Below are 23,082 nucleotides of genomic sequence, written 5' to 3' on the forward strand. Positions count from 1 at the left end.
AATAAGTGAAGGAGAGAGTTTGAGATGATTAAGCGACAGCTTTTTATTGAAAAGAAAAGAGTGGAAGAGTTAATTGATTTATTGACGGGTAATTTAACGAAGATTGATGACGATGCTGGGAAATTTACTCTTGATTTTGATGGACTAAAAGTAGACGACAAAAGTTGGAGTGTGTGGAACTGGCCTCAAGGCGTAGGCCTATATGGTATTTTTAAAAATTACAAACTTACCAAAAATTTTAAAACTCTCCGTGTGGTAGGGGACTGGATAGATAAACGGATGATTGAGGGAGCTCCACCAAGAAATGTCAACACGATGGCACCTCTCTTAACCTTTGCATATATGTTTGAAGAAACAAGAGATTGTAAGTTTATACCCTATTTGGAACAATGGGCTGAATGGGCAATGAAAGAAATGCCTCGAACAAATGAAGGGGGGATGGAGCATATTACTTATGGCCCTGAGAATGTGAACCAGTTATGGGACGATACACTTATGATGGCGGTTCTTCCACTAGCTAAGATCGGAAAATTGCTCAACCATTCTGAATATATTGAGGAAGCAAAATATCAGTTCTTAATTCATGCAAAATACTTGGCTGATAAAAAGACTGGGCTTTGGTATCATGGTTGGACATTTGAAGAAAATCATAATTATGCAAAAGCCTTTTGGGCTAGAGGAAATTCTTGGATTACAATTGCCATTCCTGAAATTATAGATATTTTAGATTTACGTGAAGGAGATTTCTTACGAACTTTTTTGATAAATTTACTGGATGACCAAATTAAAGCACTTGAAAAATATCAAGACGTGTCTGGAATGTGGCATACCCTCATTGATGATCCCACTTCCTATTTAGAATCTTCTGGCACTGCAGCTTTTGCCTATGGAGTTCTTAAGGCAGTTCATTGCCGATACATCGATAAGAAATACGAAGAGGTGGCTTTCAAAGCATTACGAGGATTAATTAAGGAAATCAATGAGGATGGAGAAGTTCAACATGTTTCTGTTGGCACTGGCATGGGAAGTAACCTAGATCATTATAGGAATATTGAGATGACTGCAATGCCATATGGGCAATCATTGACGATTTTAGCATTAACAGAACTCCTAATTTCTTTCGTGTAATAAGTATGAATACAAATATTTTTGATTTTACAATACGCGGGCATGATCTTTCAAGTGTAAGCACATTTGAGGAACTTGCACTTCAAACTCAAAATTATGGAGCAGAAAGCCTCCAACTTGCATTGGGAGTATCCTTTCCAGATTTTCCTTCTGGAGCAGAAAATTTAAACCCAGGCATGGGAAATAAAATAGAGAAAATTTTAGCAAGAAAGGGAATCGATATTGCAATACTTAGTTGTTACATCAATATTATTCATCCTAATATTGAAGAAAGGGAAAAACTTTTACACAAGTTTGAAACGTACGTAAAGTATGCTAAATTTTTTGGAGCTTCTTTAGTTGCTACAGAAACAGGTGGAGTTTTTCCGGAAATTAAGTTTACTGAGAAGAACTATACTGAAAAAGTATTTCAAGAAACGGTTAAGGTAATAAAGAGGCTAGTCAAGTGTGGGGAGAAAAATGGTATATTGATTGGAATAGAACCTGGTCTTAACCATCCTGTTCACTCACTTGATAAGGTTGTACGACTCATAAATGAAGTGGATTCTGAAAACTTGTCAATTGTTTTAGACCCCACAAATTTAATTAATGCAGATACTTGGCAGAGCCAAGTAGAGTTAGTAGATGAAGCACTAAGATTATTTGGTGATAAGATAGGCGCTTTTCATATAAAGGATTTTATTATCACTAATGGAATCATTAAGCCCGTTAATTTATTTAATGGTTTAATGAAAGCAGAGGAGATTTTGAAAAAAATAAGCAAACGAAGCCCTGGAAGTATTATCGTTTTGGAAGAAACGAAAGATTTCGCAATACGAGATGCTATTAATAGGATTAAAAATACAAAATGATTTAGTAGGAGATTATATGACAGAATTTAAAAACGAATCTTTTAGATTAGATGGAAAAATTGCACTGGTTACAGGTGCCACTTACGGGATTGGTTTTGCTCTTGCAACTGCGTTTGCGCAGGCAGGTGCAAAAATTGTCTTTAATGACCGCAATCAGGAAGCTCTAGAGAAAGGAATCGCAGCTTACAAAAAAGCGGGAATTGAGGCCTACGGATATGTCTGTGACGTAACAGATGAAACAGCTGTAAATGCAATGGTTGCTCAAGTTGAAAAGCAGGTGGGTGCTATTAATATTTTAGTTAATAATGCTGGAATCATCAAACGGATCCCAATGCTTGAAATGTCAGCACAAGATTTTCGTCAAGTTATTGATGTGGACTTGAATGGACCATTTATTGTGTCTAAAGCAGTCATTCCCGGGATGATTAAATCTGGTGGCGGAAAAATTATAAATATTTGCTCCATGATGTCAGAATTAGGACGGGAAACTGTTTCTGCTTATGCAGCCGCTAAAGGAGGTTTAAAGATGTTGACACGTAATATTGCTTCTGAATATGGGAAATATAATATTCAATGTAATGGTATTGGTCCTGGTTACATTGCAACGCCTCAAACGGCTCCATTGCGGGAAATTCAATCTGATGGTTCTCGTCATCCATTTGATAGCTTTATTATTGCGAAAACACCAGCTGAGCGATGGGGGGAAGTTTCAGATTTGCAAGGACCAGCAGTATTTCTTGCTTCACCTGCTTCTGATTTTATTAATGGTCATGTTCTCTATGTCGATGGTGGTATCTTGGCATATATTGGAAAACAGCCAGATTAATTATATATTGAAATATCAATAACAGTACTATTTTTGAGGTACCGTTATCTTTGGTAGGAGATAATATTTGAGAAATCAAATTTTGAAAACTAATGGAAAATCATAGGTAGACAAGAGTATTTCTTCAGTATAAAAATAAAAAACATGAGGCAATAGTGGTTGTTTCTAAAGCTATTCTTGTTTCTTTTTACACTGTTTTTGATACTTTTTTTAAAGGTAGAAAAACAAATGAAAACATGTAGCTTTATATAGATGATTTTCGCGTTAAGAGAATAATTAAATAAAAATTGAACATGAATTATTTTTGGAATTTAAATCAATCTTGAACATCCGAGAGAAAATAAAAAAATGATTGAGAAAGTTATGACCAAATTGTGCTTAAGATTAGAGGTAGATTAATGTCGGAAATATTGACAATTGGGGAGCCACTGGTAGTATTTGCTTCGAAAATTTTGGGTAGCAATTTAGTTGATGCTTCAGAGTTTTCCAAAGTTATGGGTGGAGCTGAACTTAATGTTATGATTGGTGCATCAAGACTTGGGCACACAACTGAATATATTTCACAGGTTGGGGAAGATCCGTTTGGTGAATATATCATCAAGGAAATTGCTGAGCACCATGTTGGAAATCACTATATTAGTACTGATTCAAAGCACTGGACAGGATTTTATTTAAAAGAATTTGTCAATATTGGGGACCCCCGTACCTTTTACTTCAGAAAAGGTTCTGCTGCAGCACACATTACAAAGGACCAAATTGATGCAATTGACTTTTCTGATGTTAAATGGGCTCATTTGTCAGGAATATTCCCAGCAATTTCTTTACAAGCAAGAGATACTTTTATTTATTTTGCTGATCAACTTATTGCTAATAAAATTCATACGATTTTTGACCCTAATTTACGCCCAAGTTTATGGGAATCGGAAGAAGTTATGTGCTCAACAATTAATGAGTTGGCAAAATATGGAGAAATTGTAATTCCTGGAATTGACGAAGGTGAAACATTAGTAGGAACTAGAGTTCCAGAAGAAATTGCAGATTTTTATCTTAACCAGAGTAAGCTAACATATGCGGTTATTGTCAAACTAGGAGCAAGTGGTGCATATGTGAAATTGAAAGATGGAAAATCGTATACTGTTCCTGGTTTTTCTGTTGAAAAAGTTATTGATACGGTTGGAGCAGGAGATGGCTTTGCTTTAGGGGTTTTAACTGGACTACTTGAGGAAATGAACTTGAAAGAAGCTATAACCCGTGGTTGTGCAATTGGTGCTTTAGCAGTCATGGCTCAAGGAGATAATGATGGTTACCCTACACGAGAACAGTTAATAGCTTTTTATGATGAACAGGGAGAAGAGAATAATGCATAAATCAGTATTACTTAACAAAGTTGTTAAATCTGGCGTTGTATCAGTTGTCAGGGCTGATAGCACTGACAAAGCTATTAAAATTGTTGATGCAGTAGTGGTAGGTGGGATTAAAGCAATTGAATTGACTTATTCTGTTCCTCACGCTAATGAAGTTATTGATGAATTAGTTGTAAAATATAAGGGAACGGATGTAGTTATTGGCGCTGGGACGGTGCTTGATGCAACTTCAGCTCGATTAGCGATTATTGCAGGAGCACAGTTTATTGTCAGCCCTTGTTTTTGTAAAGAGGTGGCAAAAATGTGTAATCTTTATCAAATACCTTATATTCCAGGTTTTTTAACATCTCGTGAAGCTCAAGAAGCGATGGAGTATGGTTCTGAATTAATTAAATTATTTCCTGGAGACGTTGCAGGAGTTAGAATGATTAAAGATTTAAAAGGCCCCTTCCCATACATCAATATTCTCCCTTCTGGTGGCGTTAATATAAATAATATACATGAGTGGATTAGTGCTGGAGCTGCTGCTGTCAGTGCTGGTGAAGGTATTACTGCACCAGCTTTATATGATGATTATGCAGCGGTAACTGAAAATGCTAAATTATTTGTTGATGCTTATCAGGGATGCAAAATAAGTGATAAAATCTAATGTTGATTCAGTGTAAAGAGTTTCCAAAGAAGTCGTAAGTGAAGTTGCTATTGCTAAACAAGTAAAATGAAGCTGGCTATTTGAACTTTTTTGGAATTGACTCATCTTCGCCTTAATTTTGGCAAAGGCTTTTACTAAAGGCAGGTTTATTTCGTGTGGCAGGAGCTCAGAAAAATACAAATTTTAATTCTCATTGATTTCATTTCAAAATTTTCATAAGCGTGATTATAGAAATAGTAAATAGGTGCTTTATGAATGCATACGAAATTATGAATATTATTTAAGTATTGGACTTGAACTGATCAGATTACTGAACTGTAAAAAACTGTGCTGACTTAAGTTGAAGTCTTTTCAAAGATGCACTGAATCATATCAAAGAGTGACTGGTGAGTGTCAGAGACACTCATTTTTTGTTTTATATAAAAACAATATTAATTTCCAAATTCCCACTTCTGAGCGGGTGAGTTAACACTTCCTGAGAGCATCAGTCGTATTTTGAATCTTCTTAATCGACTTGTAAATAGGTAGTGTAAGTGATGATATTTTTCTTCTTTCACCCTGTCCTTTCCAACTTGTGGTAGAGTGTTTAAATCCAAATACTTGGCAACTCACGTGGAGCGGTCACTAACGATTTTTCTCGGATATCCATACTTGTCAAATGGTTTTTATGTGAACATGCATTTTTTTGCCAAGGGCAAAGTAATTTTTCAAGTGAACTTCGGAAAAAAATAACTGAGTCTGACAGTCCAAATAGATTTTGGTATAATGAAACAGAATGAATATATGGAGGCCTTTACATAATGAAAGGTATAATTCTAGCAGGTGGTTCAGGCACTCGCCTATACCCCCTTACTCGTGCTGCAAGCAAGCAACTCATGCCAATTTATGACAAACCTATGATTTATTATCCATTGTCAACCCTGATGCTTGCAGGCATTAAAGATATTTTGATCATTTCCACGCCAACAGATTTACCCCGCTTTGAGGAACTCCTCGGTGATGGTTATGAACTTGGTATTAACTTGACATATAAAGTCCAACCAAGCCCTGATGGTCTCGCACAAGCCTTTATCTTGGGAGAAAAATTCATCGGTAATGATTCAGTTGCCTTGATTTTGGGAGACAATATCTATCATGGACCTGGTATGTCTAAGCTACTTCAAAAAGCTGCAGCTAAAGAAAATGGTGCAACAGTGTTTGGCTACCATGTCAATGATCCAGAACGTTTTGGTGTTGTAGAGTTTGATGAAAATATGAATGCCATCTCTATTGAGGAGAAACCAAAAGCTCCAAAATCAAATTATGCGGTAACAGGTCTTTATTTTTATGACAATGACGTCGTAGAAATTGCAAAAAAAATTGAACCTTCACCTCGGGGTGAACTTGAGATCACAGATGTTAATAAGGTTTATCTCGAACGTGGTGATCTTTCAGTAGAATTGATGGGGCGTGGTTTTGCTTGGCTTGATACAGGAACTCACGCGAGTCTTCTGGAAGCCGCTCAATATATTGAAACTGTTCAAAGAATGCAAAATGTGATGGTAGCAAACCTAGAAGAAATCGCTTGGCGTATGGGTTATATTACAGACGAAGATGTGTACAAACTTGCACAACCTCTGAAGAAGAATGATTATGGCCAATATTTGCTTCGTTTGATTGGTAAGGCTTAAATTTAAGGAATATAAATTTAGTAGAAAGTAAAAGATGACAGAAGAATTTTTTGAAAAAAAATTAGCAGCCCATCAGATTGAAGCTATTCCTGGGTTGATCAAGTTTGATATCCCAGTTCATGGAGACAATCGTGGCTGGTTCAAAGAAAATTTCCAAAAGGAAAAAATGGTGCCACTAGGTTTCCCAGAAAGTTTTTTTGCATATGGAAAATTGCAAAACAATGTTAGTTTTAGCAAGAAAAATGTTTTGCGAGGGCTTCATGCGGAGCCTTGGGATAAATATATTTCTGTTTCAGACTTTGGGCGTGTTCTTGGAACTTGGGTAGATTTGCGTGAAGGTGAGAGCTTTGGCCATGTCTATCAAACAATCATTGATGCAAGTGTAGGAATGTATGTGCCTCGTGGCGTTGCCAATGGCTTCCAAGTCCTTTCTGACAACGTTTCTTACAGTTATTTGGTTAATGATTACTGGTCGCTTGAACTTAAACCTAAGTATGCTTTCGTCAATTATGCCGATCCAGCACTTAATATTACCTGGGGAAACTTGGATGAAGTTGAAGTCTCTGAAGCAGATAAGAAACATCCATTTTTAAAAGATGTTAAAGCCCTGACAAAGGAAATGTTAAGTTAATAAGATATGAGTAACTATAAAATTTATAATAGCTACTTTAGAAAATAATATTAGATTAACAAATTAAGGAAAAAAACAAAATGGAATCGCCCTATAAAAATATCGTAGTAACTGGAGGCGCAGGCTTCATCGGTTCAAATTTCGTGCATTATGTTTATAATAACTTCCAAGACGTTCATATTACTGTTTTGGATAAGCTGACCTATGCAGGAAATATTAACAACATCAATATGCTTTTTGGTGACCGTGTAAAGCTTGTTGTTGGAGATATCACTGATCGTGAAATTGTAGATCAAGTGGCTTCTAAAGCAGATGCAATTATTCATTATGCTGCCGAAAGCCATAATGATAACTCTTTGAAATCACAGGATGAGTTCATCCAAACCAACTTTATTGGTACTTATACCTTGATTCAAGCAGCTCGTAAATATGACATCCGATTTCATCACGTTTCAACGGATGAAGTTTACGGCGATTTGCCTTACCGCGAAGATCTTCCGGGTCATGGAGAAGGGGAGGGTGAGAAATTTACTGATCATACTCCTTACAATCCATCAAGTCCGTATAGTTCAACAAAAGCAGCATCTGATTTGATCGTTCGAGCTTGGGTCCGTTCATTTGGCTTGAAAGCGACAATTAGTAACTGCTCAAATAATTATGGACCATATCAACACATAGAGAAGTTTATCCCACGACAGATTACAAATATTCTTAGTGGTATAAAACCAAAACTTTACGGTGATGGTAAGAATGTACGTGACTGGATTCACACAGAAGATCATTCATCAGGGGTTTGGACAATTTTAACTAAAGGACGAATCGGTGAAACTTACTTGATTGGTGCTGATGGTGAAAAAAACAACAAAGAAGTACTTGAAGATATTCTTACGCGAATGGGTAAATCAGCTGATGATTATGATCGCGTGACCGATCGTGCTGGCCATGATCTTCGCTATGCGATTGATAATTCGAAGCTTCGTACTGAACTTGGGTGGTCCCCTAAGCATACAGACTTTGAGAGTGGCTTGCAGGCTACTATTGACTGGTATAAAGAAAATGAAGGCTGGTGGAAAGCAGAAAAGGCCGCGGTTGAAGCAAAGTATGCAGAAAGCCAAAAAGTTATTAGTTAATAGTTGGAATTGGAGAAAACATGATATTAATCACAGGCGGCAACGGTCAACTTGGGACGGAGCTACAACATTTATTAGATGAGCGTGGCATAAAATACGTAGCAGCGGATGTTGCAGAACTTGATATAACGGATAAGACGTCTGTAGATGCTTACTTTGATGCAAATAAGCCTGAAATAGTCTATAACTGTGCAGCCTATACAGCTGTTGACAAAGAAGAGGGTGAAGGTAAAGAACTTGGCGAAAAAATCAATGTCGATGGCACACGTAATGTTGCAGAAGCTTCAGCTCGAATTGGCGCAACGATGGTACAAATCTCAACTGATTATGTTTTTGGAGGTTATCTTCCCATCGGCGAAGAACGCATGCCTGATGATGAAAAACACCCTGAGTCTGAATATGGACGTACAAAGGACCTTGGTGAACAAGCAATTGTTGCCTCTGGGGTAAAGTTCTATGTGATCCGCACAGCCTGGCTTTTTGGTTCATATGGACCAAATTTTGTATTTACAATGCAAAAGTTAGCAGAAAATCACTCAGAAATTACCGTAGTGAATGATCAACACGGTGTGCCAACTTGGTCACGTACACTTGCTGAATTTATGACTTATCTTGTTGACACGAATGCAGAGGTTGGCTTTTATCATCTGACAAATGACAAGGCTAGAGATGAAGATGTGACTTGGTTTGATTTTGCAACAGAGATTTTAAAAGATACAAATACAGTTGTTAAACCGGTAGATTCATCAACTTTTAAGCAAGATGCAAAACGTCCTTTTAACTCGACCATGAACTTAGATAAATCCAAAGCGACTGGTTTTGAAATTATTAGTTGGCAAGCAGCTCTATCCAAAATGCTAAAAAATGGTGACTTACGGCCTGATCCTAGTAAGAAAAAGGGCGAAAATATGAAATGAAGTAAAAAATGTGAATCAAAGTTTCATTTAATAAAAAATATGAAAATTCGGACATTTACTTGAAATATTAAAAAAGTAGATTTTCGAATTTTAATTTTTTACTAGAGTCGATTTGTTTTAAAGAGTGTAAGAATCGGTCCAATTCAATAAGAATAAAGCTACGGTTTATTATAAATGGAGAAAATATGAAGGTTTCAGTATTTGGTTTAGGATATGTTGGATTATCTAATGCTTTATTATTAGCACAGCATGAGGATGTTATGGCTTACGATATTGTAGAGGAAAAAGTAAAAAAATTATCTTCAAGAAAATCAACTCTAGACGATAAAAAAATAATAGAATTTCTTTTGCGTAAGGATATTCAAGTTGACTTTACTTCAGATTTTGAAAAAGCTGTACGACATGGTGACTATTTGATTATAGCAACCCCAACGGACTATAATGATAAAACTAATCATTTTGACACATCAACAATTGAAAATGTAATCGAACGAGCTCTAGAAATTCGTAAGGATTCAGTGTTTTTGATAAAATCAACTATTCCAGTTGGTTATGTGATGAGTATCAAAGAGAAATTTTCGACTCAAAATATTATCTTTTCACCAGAGTTCCTTCGAGAGGGGCATGCGTTAGATGATAATCTTCATCCTAGTCGAATTGTCATTGGAGAAAAGTCAGAGAGAGGCAAAGAACTTGCAGCTATGTTCAAACGTGCATCACTTGAGAGCAATACTCCAGTTCTTCTTATGGGGGAAATGGAAGCAGAGTCTGTCAAACTTTTTTCAAATACATACCTTGCGCTCCGGGTTTCATATTTTAATGAGTTAGATACATATTCTGAAATGAATGGACTTAATACAAAGGATATCATTGAAGGAATGGGTTTTGACCCCAGAGTAGGCAACTATTATAATAATCCAAGCTTTGGTTATGGAGGTTATTGTCTCCCAAAGGATACAAAGCAACTTAAAGCAGAGTTCAATGGTGTTCCTCAACAAATGATGACTGCAATTGTTAGTGCGAATGAAATACGAAAGAATCATATAACAGACATGATTCTTTCTAAAAAACCTAAAAAGGTTGGAATTTATAGGCTAACTATGAAAGCGAATTCAGATAATTTCCGTTATTCAGCAATACATGATATTATTCGAATGTTAGAGGCTTCAGGAACTGAAGTTGTAATATATGAGCCACGCCTGAATGGAGAAACTTATCATAATATACGGGTTAATCGCGATTTTCAACGTTTTACTGATGAAGTTGATGTTATAGTTGCTAACAGGATGGATAATGTACTACGTCCAATGAAGGAAAAAGTTTATACAAGGGATCTTTTTGAAAAGGATTAATGTGGAAAAACATGAAATTTAATACAAAAAATTATGATTATTTAATTGTTGGAGCAGGTCCTTATGGATCAGTCTTTGCTCATGAAGCTTCAAAACGTGGTAAGCGCAGTTTAATCATTGAACGTCGTAAGATGCTGGGTGGAAATATGGCAACTCATAAAGAACATGGCATCAATGTACACGACTTTGGGGCACATATCTTCCACACTGATAATAAAGAAGTCTGGGACTACGTTAACCAGTTCACAGAATTCAATGGATATATTAACCAAGTTGTAGCAAACTATAAAGGGGAACTTTACAATCTTCCGTTCAACATGAATACTTTTTATCAAATGTGGGGTGTAAGAACACCTGAGGAAGCAGCAACGAAGATTGAAGAGCAAAGAAAAGCTGCGGGTTTAACTAGTGCACCAAGGAACTTGGAAGAGCAAGCTATTAGCTTGATTGGTACGGATATATATAATAAGCTTATTAAAGGTTATACAGAAAAACAATGGGGACGTAAGGCGACCGAATTACCGAGTTTCATTATTCGTCGTTTACCAGTTCGCTATGTCTTTGACAACAACTACTTCAATCACCGATACCAAGGTGTACCAGTAGATGGCTATACACCTATCTTTGAAAAGATGCTGGACTCGGACTTGATTGATGTTCAACTTAACACGGACTTTTTCGCAAATAAGTATGCTTATCTTGAAGAATTCCCACGTGTTATCTATACAGGTATGATTGATCAATTCTTTGATTATAAATATGGTGAATTGGAATACCGTTCTGTTCGCTTTGAATCAAAGGTATTTGAAGTTAACAACAAACAAGGAAATGCAGTAATTAACTATACCGATGCTGAAACTCCCTACACACGTATAATGGAGTGGAGGCACTTCGATAAACATGCAGATGATGGTTACACTATTTTGACAAAGGAGTACCCCCAAGATTGGGATCGGTCTAAGGAAGCTTACTATCCTATAAATGATGAGAAAAACTCGAAACTTTTCAGAAAATATCACAAAGAAGCTGATGCATTGGAGAAGGTATTATTTGGTGGACGTCTCGGTAACTATCAATATTACGATATGGATCAAGTCTTCAATGCAGCTCTTAAGGCGGTGGAGCGTGAATTTAAATAAAGAGAACAAATGCCAGGGATGTTTCGAGTACTGTCCTGGCTTTTATTGTGCTTAGAATTATGCTATAATCTTGCTTGATATGCAATCAAAAACAACTCAACTGAACCTTGCAATCGTTGTGGTAACATTTAAGCGCCAGGACCTTTTACAAGTCTTACTTGATTCAATCAAGAACTTAAGCATTCACCCGAAGTTCCTTGTCGTCGTTGACAATGAGAATTCCTTAGAAACGAAAAACATCCTTAAATCTGCCCAAACTATCCTAAAGGATGTTAACGTTAATTATGTTCCTATGTTAGAAAATACTGGAGGAGCGGGTGGATTCTCTAAGGGGACTGAGGTGGCCTATCAGTTAGGTGCTGATTGGCTCTGGCTGATGGATGATGATGTTAAAGTCTTTTCAGAAGCTATTGCACGTTTGAGACCATGGCTTGAGACAGCAGTCGAAAATGACACGCGTGCTATTCAAGTAGCTCGTAAAAATTTTGATGGAACAGATTTCTATTGGCAATATGATTTTAAAAATCATTTAGGTATTCCTAACCCTGTTGCACCTGCAGGATTTAAATCAGGGGAGACTTACAAAAAAATAAATACAATGTGTTTCGAAGGAGGTATTTTTCACCGAAGTTTAGTATCAGAAAATGGCCTTCCAGATAATCGTTTCTTTATCTATTGGGATGATACTGTGTACGGATATCTAGCGAGTAAGGTCACTCAACCAATTTTGATTAACGAGACCTTGATGGCACGTACACGTCCACTTGATAATGTAAGAATTGGGAAAATCCGTCGCCTAAACTCAACTTCTGATATGACTCGGTTTTATATTATGAGAAACCGTGGATATATGGCTCAATATTTCAAACTAAAAGGAGACTATCGCCCTTTAACCTTTTGTTTTGGAACTTTTCTTACTTTGATAAAAGAAGTTATTCGTTTAGGATTTTCTGACAATTTTTTGAAGAGTTTTAAGGTCTTGTTAAATGGAATGAAAGAAGGAAAGATAATTCGAAAAGACAAAACTTGGCAACCAATGCCTAAAATGGAAGAATAGTTTATGGCTGAAAAGTTAGTTTCAATTATTGTTCCAGTCTATAATTCAGAAAATTTTCTAAAAAGAACAATTCAATCGATTCTTTATCAGACATATCATAATTTTGAGCTTTTATTAATTGATGATGGTTCAAAAGACGAATCTGGTAAGATTTGTGATGACTTTGAAAAATCTGATGGGCGTATTAAAGTTTTCCACATGGGAAATGGTGGGATTTCAGTTGCTCAAAACAAAGGATTGGATGAAGCAAAGGGAGAATACATAACCTTCTGTGATAATGATGATATTTATCATCCACAATACTTGGAAGTGCTAGTTACATCCCTAGAAAAAACTGGTTCAGATATTGCTAAGGGACGCACAGAGAGTCCTGGAATGAGTGCACTTGATAATTTTAATTTTTGTGGCATCCAATATGATATTGCTTCTTTGAATTTGACTGTTTTTCCGGATCCATTACAAAAATATCACGAAATATTTCTTAAGTCTGTTAAAATTTGGGGGAAAAGTGCCTACTACTTTAATGAGGCAAACTGGTGTAAACTTTATAAAAGAGAATTATTTGACAAGATTCGCTTTCCAATCAATCGATATGCTCAAGATGTAGCTGTAGTAGGTGATCTTCTAATCCAAGCTAAAAAAGTCGTGGATGTGGAGGCAGTGATTTATTTTTGGATTCAACATACAGAGTCTGTAACTCATGATAAGGATAAGCGGCGAAATTTCAAGTTCTTAGAAGACAACATTTTTGCTGGAGTTGCAGGTTTTAATGTTGCTATAGAGAATGGAATTGTACCTTTCAGGAGTTATTTCATTCTTGAGACAACTTTGCGAGATATTAAAAAGATAGGTGGAAATCACTCAGAACTAATCCAGCATATAGAAAAAGAATATCTGGATAATATGCCACATAAGATGAAAGCAATTCTTTTTAATATAATAGGCCGTGTAGAATATTTCTTTTATGCGAAAATTGTTTCAGAAAAAAAATAAGATAAATGAAAAGAGGCAATTAACTTTGCTTCAATTAAGATGTGAAGGTTGACTTCACGATTAAAACAGGAAATATATGAATATTTTTGAAAAGAAAAATCGAATACTCCTTAAGGAGTTAGTAAAAACGGATTTCAAATTACGTTATCAAGGTAGTGTTATTGGTTATCTCTGGTCAGTCTTGAAGCCAATCATGCTTTTTCTTGTCATGTACTTGGTCTTTGTGAAGTTTTTGAGGTTTGGAGCCGCGGTACCACACTTTGCAGTTGCTTTGCTTTTAGGTATAACAATTTGGAATTTTTTCAGTGAATCCACAATAGTGGGTATGCAAGCAATTGTTGGTAGGGGAGATTTGCTCCGTAAAGTTAGTTTTTCAAAATCAATCATTATTTTATCAGTTGTATCAAATGCATTTATAAACCTTATGATTTCAACCACGGTAGTGATAATTTTTGCTATTATTAATGGAGTTCATTTCAGCTGGAATGTTATTTTTGCAGTACCTCTTTTGTTTGAATTATTTATTTTTACTTTAGGAATTGTTTTCATGATTTCTACAGCTTTTGTGTATTTTCGTGATTTGAGTCCCGTTTGGGAAGTTGTAATGCAAGCCGGTTTTTATGCGACTCCAATAATTTATCCGATAACGCAAGTTTCGGAAAGAGCCGGAAATATTGGGCATTACGCAGCTAACTTTATGATGATGAATCCGATTGCTCAAATTGTTCAAGATATGCGCTACATTTTTACTTATAGCAATAATACCAATCCAACAGTATGGCAAATGTTACATAATCCTTTACTTATTATGATTCCATATATTATGCCAATAATAATTTTCTTTATTGGTTTTTGGATATTTAACAGAAAATCTAAAAAATTTGCGGAGGTAATCTGATGACTGAAGAAATAGCTGTAAAAGTAAGTCACGTAAGTAAATTTTTCCGTTTACCAACTGAAGCGACTAATAGCCTTCGTTCAAAAATGATCAACTCATTAAAAGGGGTTAAAGGCTACAAACAACAATATGTTTTAAAAGATATAAATTTCACTGTTAATAAAGGTGATTTCTTTGGAATTGTGGGTCGAAATGGTTCGGGTAAGTCTACACTTTTGAAAATAATTTCACAAATTTATGTTCCGGAGACAGGCAATGTAGAAGTTTCTGGTAAGTTGGTTTCATTTATTGAATTGGGAGTTGGATTTAATCCAGAGTTAACTGGACGTGAAAATGTTTATCTAAATGGTGCCATGCTGGGATTTTCAACAGGAGAAATTGATGGTATGTATGATGAAATTGTCGAGTTTGCAGAGCTTGGTGAATTCATGAATCAAAAGCTTAAAAACTATTCATCAGGAATGCAAGTGCGCTTAGCTTTTTCAGTTGCCATAAAAGCGAAAGGAGACGTACTTGTTTTAGATGAAGTTCTTGCTGTTGGCGATGAAGCTTTTCAGAGAAAATGTGATAATTTCTTTAAAGAGATAAAAGAAGATAAAACCAAAACAATCATTTTAGTAACACATGACATGAACTCGGTAAAAAAATACTGTAACAAGGCTGTTCTTATTAAGGATGGATTAATAACTATTAATGGTTCACCAAATGATGTTGCAAACGAATATATAAAGGAAAATTTTAGCACTCATAAAAATGAGTCGGGAAATGAAAATAGTTTTGGAGTAAGCCCAAGTATTCCTATTCTAGACATTAAAGCAAACTCTCCAATAATTTTGAAAAACATGGAGAATTGTTCCTTTAGCATTGAATTTGAATCAAAAGAGAAAAAAAATCTCAAACTAGAACTCCGCGTAAGTGATGATGTTAGCAGTGCGTTAATTACTCGTCGAGTTAAGGAAATTGAAGCATTTGGAAAACAATCAATAAATTATATCTTACCAATATCTATATTAAATAATATTCAGTTTAATGTTAAAGTAACAATTACTGATAAGGATACAGAAGAGATACTAGCTTATACTACTGAAGAAAAGGCTCTCCATTTTAAAATAGATAACTCAGCTAATAAGGGAAAAGGACTACTATCTCCTTCTGAAGCTGTAAGTGGTGATTGGTCATGAATTACCGATCCTACTCAGATATGAGTAATACAATACGTAATCATCTACCTCAGATTACAGACCAAGGGTTTGATCTTATAGTTGGTATTCCACGTAGTGGTATATTACCTGCTTATATGATTGCCTTAAATTTGAATATTTCTGTTTGTTCTTTAAATGATTTAATCAATAATAATCTGATAAAGCGTGACGGGGGAAGATATATCAACAGGGAGTTAACTTACCCTTCGGAAGCTACTAAGATTTTATTAGTTGATGATAGTTACGATTCAGGGAATAGTTTGAGACGAAATCTCAGAATACTTTCTCAAGAATTGCGGGATAAAATCAAGATTTTGGCTGTTTATTACGCTTCCAGCACAGAGCAATTAGATTTTGGACTTGAGCAATGTACTCACCCTAGAATTTTTGAATGGAATATTTTTCATCACCAATTTGTTAGTACTTCATGTTTTGATATGGATGGTGTAATTTGTAAAGATCCTACAGATGAGGAAAATGACGATGGTGAAAATTATGAAAACTTTATTTTAAATGCACAACCAAAATTTATACCAACGTATATAATCAAAACAATTGTTACATCACGGCTTTCCAAATATAGAAATTTGACTGAACAGTGGCTATCAAATCACGGTGTGAAATACGAAAATTTGGTAATGCTTTCAGGATATACAGCAAAAGAAAGAGCTAAACTTGGTTTGCATGCGAGCTTTAAAGCAGCTGAATATGAAAAATCAGATTATAATCTTTTCTTTGAAAGCAATCCTTCTCAAGCAAAAGAGATTAGTAAATTAACTGGTAAGCCAGTTTATTGTGTTGACACCAATGAGATGTTTAACGAGAGCAAAGTCGAGATAAAAGAAAACAATCCAACAATAGAAGATCAATTAGGTTCTATAAAGAGGAAGTTTAGAAATGTAGTATCGGGTAATCACATTTTGTATATGGTATTAAAGTATCCTTATCGAATTGCTAGATTCTTTTATCACAGAATTTTTAGATAAGCAGTCTGAATCTATTTAGGTCAGACCATATTGACATACATAAGGAATGAGTTAATATTTGGAACATAGATACCTTAAAAAATTAAATAAATGGAAAAAATAAAGGCAGAAAAAGTTTTTTTGTGGATTATGCTTATTTGGGGACTTCTGGCTACTTTTGTGACTCCCCCTTTAACAACAGGGGATGAAGGATATCATCTAAGTATTGCTTATAATATTTTCTCATCTGAACACCCTTCTACAATGTCAATGCGACCAATGAGGGATCTTGAGTTTGAAGCAATTGGTGGAAATTATGATGGTGACACAAGTACTTTTAATAAAAAATCTTTAGTTATCCAAAAAATAAACTTGCAGCACGACGGCGTAAAGCTTAATTTGGATAATAGTGATAGTAGCTTTGGACCAATCGATTTAATGCACCTACCCGCGGCATTTGGCGTCCTTCTTGCACGCCTTGTCTACCCCAGTGTTGGTGTGATGGATTATGGAGCAAGAATTGCAAATTTATTATTTTTTGTACTTTCATTTTATTTTCTGATAAAAAGAAGAAAGTACGGGAAATGGATTTTAGTGATGCTTTTCACTGTTCCCTTTATGCAAAAAGTAGCAAGCCCGAGTTATGACGTGTTTAGCTATATTGCTTTAGCGACATATTCACTTAATTTATTTGACCTAGCACTTGTAGAAAGATTTAGAGATCTCAAGACATCAAAGATTCTTTATAGTTTATTTACAGTTCTACTGTTAATTTTTTCAAAAAAAAATTATGTGTTTGCTTTATTTGCTCTTCCCGGTCTTCCTCTTATTTATCAACCATTTTTAGTGTCTATAGAGCAGTTGGATAAAAAAGTTAGATCTTTCTTATATCTGATTAGTGGATTGGCAGCCGCAATCATTGTATACTTTCTAAATGGCAAATTCCATTTAGTGCATCTGTTTAAGGTATTTTTCAACAATTACATTGTAGGGCAATTTGCTTATAATGCTACTATATGGAGTGTTGTACCAACAACTATTCCAAATTTTATCAATATCCTATGGTTTGTTGCACTGGCGTTAGTGGCTGTTGGAGAGAAAGGTCATGTTTATAAAAAATGGACAGCTGTAAATTTCGCGTTAGTATACTTTATAAATTGGTTAGGTATATTTACAGGATTTTACCTTATGAAGGAATCTTTATCCAGCTTTGCTGACCTTTCAGGACGTTATCTTCATCCTTTTATGGTTTTTTTCATTCCTCTTGCCCAAAGTTTTAGAAAAAAGGTTAATTTAGAGATTAATGAAAAGGCAATTTCAATGATCGCGATACTCATAACGATTTTTGTTTTAGCTTTATATCTATTTATTACTTTCTACAGAGGTTTTATTCTAAGAGTTAACCCAACATGGGCTTACCATTAATAAGGAGGTTGAGAGTAAGATGAATAAGAAGGTTTCTGTTGTAGTTACTTGCTATAACCATGAAGCATATATTGAACAATGTCTAAAAAGTATTTTTTATCAGAGTTATCCAGCGATAGAGCTTTTGATTTTTAATGATGGTTCAACGGACAAGTCAGATGAAATCATTAGAGGACTATTGAAGGATTCACCTTTTAAAACACAGTATTTCTTTAGTAAAAACCAAGGAATTGCCAATGTTAGAAATTTAGCGCTGACGAAAATTTCTGGTGAATTTCTACTTTTTGTTGATAGTGATAATTTTTTAGATAAAGATTATGTTGAAATACTCTATAGAGGTCTCAATAAAAGCAATGCTGACATTGCTTATGCGCGACTTTGGGATTTTGTTAATGAGACAGATGTTTTGGCTGGTGATCTAGAATACACTTTTGAAAAAGAACTTGAAGGAAATCGAATTGATAACTGCTCTCTTATCCGTACGTCAAAACTTGGTCAAGCAGGTTTTGATAGAGAATTAAAGAAACTTATAGATTATGACTTTATCCTTAATTTAATTATTAATGAAAAAGCAAAACCAATTTATATTCAAGAAACAAAGCTAAACTATCGGGTCCTTGAAAACTCAATCTCGGATCATGGCAATTGGGACAAATATTATAAAGCATATTTCAGCATATTGGACAAGTATATCCAGAAAATACCCATAGATGTGGTCGAAGCCCTCAAAAAGAATGTTGAAACTTGGGTATCAGGATATTCTAATCTAGAAATCGAAAAAAATAAATTTATGCTTAATTCTCAAAAAGAGATTGATGAGTTGAACAAAGCATTACAAAGTTTGAAATCTTCTCGCTCATACAAGCTTGGTAAGCTATTGCTTTTACCAATTAGATTGCTTAGGAGAAAAAAATGAATCGTCTACTGATTTACGTCCATTTTAATAAATACAATAGCTTAAGTAATCACGTTATATATCAATTGACAAAAATGCGTCATATCTTTAAAAGGGTACTTTTTATTTCCAATAGTTATTTATCAGAAGCAGATAAGAGTTTACTTGAAAAAAATCAACTGATTACTGAGCTAATTTTACGAGAGAATAGAGGTTTTGACTTTGCTGCATGGAAAGAAGGTATTGACAAATTTGGTTATAAAAACTTAGAGAATTATGATTCAATTACATTGATGAATGATACTTGTTTTGGGCCACTCTATGACCTTTTGCCTTATTATGAAAAATACGAAGATAGTTTGACAGATTTTTGGGGGATCACAGATCATCGTGAATTTCAAGATATAGAGACTCATGACAAATTTGAGCAACACGTTCAATCATATTTTATGGTTTTCAGTAAGAAAGTCGTAATTTCTGAACCTTTTTCAAAATTTTGGAAGGAAGTTAAGGTTTTTGAAACAGTAGTAGAAGTAATTACTAAGTATGAGAGTCATTTAACTGCTATCTTAAGAGATGCAGGCTTTTCATATAAGGCGATTATTGAAACTATTTCAAGAGATGCTTCAAAGATGCCATACCCAAACTTCTCTTTGTTTGCTCCAGAAGTCCTCATTCAAGAAAAATGTCCTTTTATTAAAGTTAAAATTTTCGATTTTAATTTAGGTATTGCCCCCTATATTATTGATAATATTGAAAAAAAATCAGATTATCCTGTCTCTCTTATTAAAGAGCATCTATATCAGACTGACTTCCCGCATAAGCCCTTCCTTATAGAAGACAGCTATCTAACAACTGCTGAGAGAAATATTTATGATAAAAAGGTGGCTATTCATATCCATGTATATTTTCCTGATTTATTAACTAGATTTTTAGAGTTACTAATTGAAGTGACCTGTGGCTTTGATTTATTCCTTACAACGGATTCAAAGGAAAAGCAATCCATAATACAAGAAATTTTAAAAAACTTTAAATTTAATGTATTTATCAAGGTGTTTCCTAACAGAGGTCGAGATATTATTCCACTTTTAGAGTTAAGAAGAGAGCTATCTAATTATGAGATTATTGGTCATTTTCATACCAAGCGTTCTGATGAGGTTTCTTATTTTGTAGGAGATTCTTGGCGTGAAGAATTGATGGCTATGCTTGTCAAACCAGCAGATAATATTATTTCACAAATGAATCTCAACAACAATTTGGGGGTAGTGATTGCAGATATCCCAAGCTACTTTAGATACAACTACACAATAAATTTTGCAAGAGAAAGTGAAGCCTTATCCCCTATCATGAATAAGCTATGGGATAAATTAAAAAGAAGAAAGACTATTGATTTTTCAAGCTTAGATGATTTTATTATGTCTTATGGGACTTTCTTTTGGGCAAGGCGCGAAGTTCTTGAGCCTCTTTTTAATCTAGATCTGAAGGATATTGATATTCCAGAAGAACCGTTAGGTCAAAACACTGTTTTGCACGTAATTGAAAGAATATTAGTTTACCTCGCTTGGGATATGAATTATGATTTTAAAATTTCTCCAAATGAGAAGAAACTTCCACCGTTTATTGATAGACAAAAAAATAATAAGTATGTAATTGAACTCACGAATTATGCGGATACAATGGCTGAGATGGTTAAAGCTCAACAATCTGAGCTTGAGAGAATCCGCAATTCAAAAAGTTTTAAAGTTGGAAGTCTAATTACAAAACCTTTTAGGGAATTAAAGAAAATGGAGAAAAGTGAAAACTTATGAGTGAAACATTAGATATTTCAGTAGTCATTCCTTTTAAAGATAAACCTGAACTTACCATAAAGGCTATTGAAACTTTTAGAGCTTATGGTCCAAGTGTGAGAGAGGTTTTATTAATTAGTAATAATTCAAGTAAGGAAAGTCTGACAAAACTCTCACGGTTAATTGAAGGTTTAAGAAATATTAAAATTCTAGAGTATAATATTCCGTTTAATTACCAGAAAATTAATAATTGGGCTATTTCAAAATCTACTGGCAAGTTCATTTTGATGATGAATAATGATATTGAACTAGATGAAAATAGCAATGGCCTAATTGAAAAAATGTATTACTTTGCTAAAGATTCGGCTGTAGGAATCTGTGGGGCAACGTTACTTTATGGTGACAAAAAGCATATTCAACATGCTGGAGTGTTTCTTCACCCAGAAGGAATGGCTGATCATATGTATGTTAAGAAAAAATATAGTTCAGCTGTGAACAAAGCTGGAACTATAGAATTCCCGTATGATGTCCAAAAAAATATTAAGATGACGGCAGTTACTGGTGCATTTCAACTAATTGAGAAATCAAAATTTGATTCAGTGAATGGTTTTGATGAAAGGTTTATTATTGGTGGTGGGGATGTAGATCTATGTATCAGGCTGAACAAGAAAGGATATCAGACATGGTTTATTGGTGGTGGGTATTTAATTCACAAGGAGAGCATGTCAAGGCGTTTCACTCCTATTCCCTACTCGGATTTCTACTATTCTTACCTAAGTTATATAAATGGATATGATGTAAATGTTGGCGATCCCTTTCTTCCAGAAATTACAAAAAAGATTATCATAAATGGAGCCTAAAGATGACAGGAAAAGAATTTTTTATAAGAGCTGTTCGAAAATCGAGTAGTATATTAACGAGAGCCTTGAGAAAAGGAGCAAATGTCACTAATCGAGTTGAAAATAAAACAAATCGTATTTTGATGGGGACAGACCCTTCAATTAAGTTAAATAAGGCAGTCCCATTTCAAAAAATTTACTATGAAGGGCTCTCACTTGTCACTCCATTGAATCCTGCGATGCCTGCAATAGGTTCTAAACCTTCAGTTACATTATTAATTCCATCTTTGGACAATTCTTCTTTTTTTGGCGGGGCGGCCACTGCTCTTATAGTTGCAGCAAAGTTTGCATTGAAAATGGGAAGACAGTTACGAATTGTTCAGACTGTAAAAACTGGAGATAGTGTTGATTTAGAGGCTCACTTTCATTCTGAGGGTATAAATATAAAAAATGATCAAATAAAAGTAATTTCAGTTGCAGAAAGAAAGTTTGATATCTTGGCATACATTCCCATGCATAAGGAGGATCTTTTTATTGTATCTGCTTGGTGGGATGCTTATTTGGTCAACAAATTGCCCGTGGATAAATTCGTCTATTTAGTTCAGGATTTTGAACCGGCTTTTTATAATAATTCTGACCAGTACGTTCTGGCAGAAGGAACTTACCAAAGTAGTAAAATTATTCCATTATGTAATACTAAGTTAATGTACGACTTTATGTTGGAACGTCAGTACCCAGAAATTGTTAAAGATAATGCTTATTTTTTTGAACCAGCCGTTTCTCGTTTGGCTTCTGGTAAGCTTATTCATAAGGAACACGGTGTTAAGCAAAGGATCTTCTTATATGGTCGTCAAAATGTTAGTAGGAATTTATTTTTTACTGCTATTGAAGCTCTTAATATTGCCCTTAATAAAGGTTATATTACGGGAGAAAATTTTGAATTCTACATGGCAGGACAAGAAGGTTTACCAGATATTATTTTAGAATCAGGTGTAAGAATTCAGAATGTGGGTAAAATGTCTATGGGAGATTATATTCAGTTTTCAAAAACAATTGATATTGCAATCTCTCCAATGATGGCGCCACATCCAAATTATCCAACATTAGAGTTTGCTTCTATAGGTAGTGCAGTTGTAACAACAAAATACTCAAACAAGCAAAGTTTGGGAACTTATTCCAAAAATATTTTTATGTCAGATACCGATGCAGAGTCAATGGCTGAAATGATCAAATTAGCTGCTGAAAAGAAATATGATGAAAAGCTCAGAGATTTAGAAGATAATGTTATTCTGAGCGATTGGGATGATAGTTTAGCTACCCCTATTATTGAGATAGTTAGAAAGTTTAACTTTGTGATAGAATAA

General features: G+C 34.7%; 21 protein-coding genes. All 21 read left to right on the top strand.

Going from position 1 to position 23,082, the window contains the following annotated elements; translation table 11 throughout:
• The first annotated feature begins 24 nt into the window (after positions 1–24).
• The 21 genes from bglB to HNQ37_RS02665 all read left to right on the top strand — a co-directional run bounded on the left by bglB (position 25) and on the right by HNQ37_RS02665 (position 23,082).
• Positions 25–1,128 (top strand): beta-galactosidase BglB, encoded by a 1,104-nt coding sequence (gene bglB / locus HNQ37_RS02565; protein ID WP_183539031.1) that lies wholly within the window; start codon positions 25–27, stop codon positions 1,126–1,128.
• A 17-nt stretch (positions 1,129–1,145) separates the two neighbouring features.
• Positions 1,146–1,979 carry a TIM barrel protein gene (locus tag HNQ37_RS02570; protein WP_183539133.1) on the top strand — a complete coding sequence of 278 codons (834 nt, stop codon included), beginning with the start codon at positions 1,146–1,148 and terminating at the stop codon, positions 1,977–1,979.
• Positions 1,980–1,995: 16 nt separating this feature from the next.
• Positions 1,996–2,805: a gluconate 5-dehydrogenase gene (locus HNQ37_RS02575; RefSeq protein ID WP_183539032.1), complete on the top strand. Its 810-nt coding sequence runs from the start codon at positions 1,996–1,998 to the stop codon at positions 2,803–2,805.
• Positions 2,806–3,203: 398 nt separating this feature from the next.
• Entirely contained in the window at positions 3,204–4,172 is a 969-nt protein-coding gene (locus HNQ37_RS02580) for a sugar kinase (RefSeq protein ID WP_183539033.1), read from the top strand.
• Complete coding sequence (locus HNQ37_RS02585; protein ID WP_183539034.1) at positions 4,165–4,818, top strand: bifunctional 2-keto-4-hydroxyglutarate aldolase/2-keto-3-deoxy-6-phosphogluconate aldolase; 654 nt, start codon at positions 4,165–4,167, stop codon at positions 4,816–4,818. Before HNQ37_RS02580 ends, HNQ37_RS02585 begins: the two co-directional genes overlap by 8 nt.
• Before the next feature lie 800 nt (positions 4,819–5,618).
• A complete protein-coding gene (gene rfbA, locus HNQ37_RS02590; RefSeq protein WP_183539035.1) occupies positions 5,619–6,488 on the top strand; it encodes a glucose-1-phosphate thymidylyltransferase RfbA in 870 nt (289 codons plus the stop codon).
• A gap of 34 nt (positions 6,489–6,522) precedes the next feature.
• Positions 6,523–7,119: a dTDP-4-dehydrorhamnose 3,5-epimerase family protein gene (locus HNQ37_RS02595; protein ID WP_183539036.1), complete on the top strand. Its 597-nt coding sequence runs from the start codon at positions 6,523–6,525 to the stop codon at positions 7,117–7,119.
• 80 nt (positions 7,120–7,199) lie between these two features.
• The gene (rfbB, locus tag HNQ37_RS02600) at positions 7,200–8,249 is read left to right on the top strand and encodes a dTDP-glucose 4,6-dehydratase (RefSeq protein ID WP_183539038.1); all 1,050 of its coding nucleotides are present in this window, start codon (positions 7,200–7,202) and stop codon (positions 8,247–8,249) included.
• Positions 8,250–8,269: 20 nt separating this feature from the next.
• Positions 8,270–9,166 carry a dTDP-4-dehydrorhamnose reductase gene (rfbD, locus tag HNQ37_RS02605; protein WP_183539040.1) on the top strand — a complete coding sequence of 299 codons (897 nt, stop codon included), beginning with the start codon at positions 8,270–8,272 and terminating at the stop codon, positions 9,164–9,166.
• Positions 9,167–9,351: 185 nt separating this feature from the next.
• A complete protein-coding gene (locus HNQ37_RS02610) occupies positions 9,352–10,518 on the top strand; it encodes a nucleotide sugar dehydrogenase (protein ID WP_183539042.1) in 1,167 nt (388 codons plus the stop codon).
• A gap of 11 nt (positions 10,519–10,529) precedes the next feature.
• Positions 10,530–11,657: a UDP-galactopyranose mutase gene (glf, locus tag HNQ37_RS02615; RefSeq protein WP_183539044.1), complete on the top strand. Its 1,128-nt coding sequence runs from the start codon at positions 10,530–10,532 to the stop codon at positions 11,655–11,657.
• Between the two features lie 79 nt (positions 11,658–11,736).
• Entirely contained in the window at positions 11,737–12,714 is a 978-nt protein-coding gene (locus HNQ37_RS02620; protein ID WP_183539046.1) for a glycosyltransferase, read from the top strand.
• A 3-nt stretch (positions 12,715–12,717) separates the two neighbouring features.
• A complete protein-coding gene (locus tag HNQ37_RS02625) occupies positions 12,718–13,707 on the top strand; it encodes a glycosyltransferase family 2 protein (protein WP_183539048.1) in 990 nt (329 codons plus the stop codon).
• Between the two features lie 76 nt (positions 13,708–13,783).
• Positions 13,784–14,605, top strand: coding sequence for an ABC transporter permease (locus HNQ37_RS02630; RefSeq protein ID WP_183539050.1), 822 nt, complete (start codon positions 13,784–13,786; stop codon positions 14,603–14,605).
• Positions 14,605–15,786, top strand: a complete 1,182-nt coding sequence (locus tag HNQ37_RS02635) for an ATP-binding cassette domain-containing protein (protein ID WP_183539052.1) — start codon at positions 14,605–14,607, stop codon at positions 15,784–15,786. Before HNQ37_RS02630 ends, HNQ37_RS02635 begins: the two co-directional genes overlap by 1 nt.
• Entirely contained in the window at positions 15,783–16,793 is a 1,011-nt protein-coding gene (locus tag HNQ37_RS02640) for a phosphoribosyltransferase family protein (protein WP_183539054.1), read from the top strand. Before HNQ37_RS02635 ends, HNQ37_RS02640 begins: the two co-directional genes overlap by 4 nt.
• Before the next feature lie 90 nt (positions 16,794–16,883).
• Entirely contained in the window at positions 16,884–18,197 is a 1,314-nt protein-coding gene (locus tag HNQ37_RS02645) for a glycosyltransferase family protein (RefSeq protein ID WP_183539056.1), read from the top strand.
• 19 nt (positions 18,198–18,216) lie between these two features.
• The gene (locus HNQ37_RS02650) at positions 18,217–19,113 is read left to right on the top strand and encodes a glycosyltransferase family 2 protein (RefSeq protein ID WP_183539058.1); all 897 of its coding nucleotides are present in this window, start codon (positions 18,217–18,219) and stop codon (positions 19,111–19,113) included.
• Positions 19,110–20,900, top strand: a complete 1,791-nt coding sequence (locus tag HNQ37_RS02655) for a rhamnan synthesis F family protein (protein WP_183539060.1) — start codon at positions 19,110–19,112, stop codon at positions 20,898–20,900. The genes HNQ37_RS02650 and HNQ37_RS02655 overlap by 4 nt, the downstream gene beginning before the upstream one ends.
• Entirely contained in the window at positions 20,897–21,739 is an 843-nt protein-coding gene (locus HNQ37_RS02660) for a glycosyltransferase (protein ID WP_183539062.1), read from the top strand. The genes HNQ37_RS02655 and HNQ37_RS02660 overlap by 4 nt, the downstream gene beginning before the upstream one ends.
• A gap of 2 nt (positions 21,740–21,741) precedes the next feature.
• The gene (locus tag HNQ37_RS02665) at positions 21,742–23,082 is read left to right on the top strand and encodes a rhamnosyltransferase WsaF family glycosyltransferase (protein WP_183539064.1); all 1,341 of its coding nucleotides are present in this window, start codon (positions 21,742–21,744) and stop codon (positions 23,080–23,082) included.

It is taken from the genome of Lactovum miscens (assembly GCF_014202895.1).
In the GTDB taxonomy this organism is placed as follows: domain Bacteria; phylum Bacillota; class Bacilli; order Lactobacillales; family Streptococcaceae; genus Lactovum; species Lactovum miscens.